Raw genomic sequence first — 265 nt, forward strand, 5'->3', positions numbered from 1 at the left:
GGTGCAGATAATGCCTTGAGCAAAATTGATGCTCCAGTCCTTTCATCATCATCTTTCATTTCCTCCAACACCTTTTCTTCAATGTATAACTGCAAGGATGCAAGAGTAGCTCCACCTCCAGGGACAATACCTAACTCTCTTGCACTATCGACAGAGTTCAAAGCATCCTCATAACGAAGTTTTTTATCCTTAAGTTCAGTCTCAGTAGCTGCTCCAACCTTAATACGAGCGATACCACCTCCGAGAGCAGCTATACGTTCAGTAG

1 protein-coding gene is annotated in these 265 nt (G+C 43.4%); it reads right to left on the reverse strand.

What is annotated here, in order from left to right:
* Positions 1-265, reverse strand: a 265-nt coding sequence (locus JI667_RS21540) for a TCP-1/cpn60 chaperonin family protein (protein WP_280515525.1), incomplete at both ends; no start/stop codon positions are given.

Origin of the sequence: Bacillus sp. NTK074B (assembly GCF_017303375.1) — a bacterium.
Taxonomy (GTDB): domain Bacteria; phylum Bacillota; class Bacilli; order Bacillales; family Bacillaceae_B; genus Rossellomorea.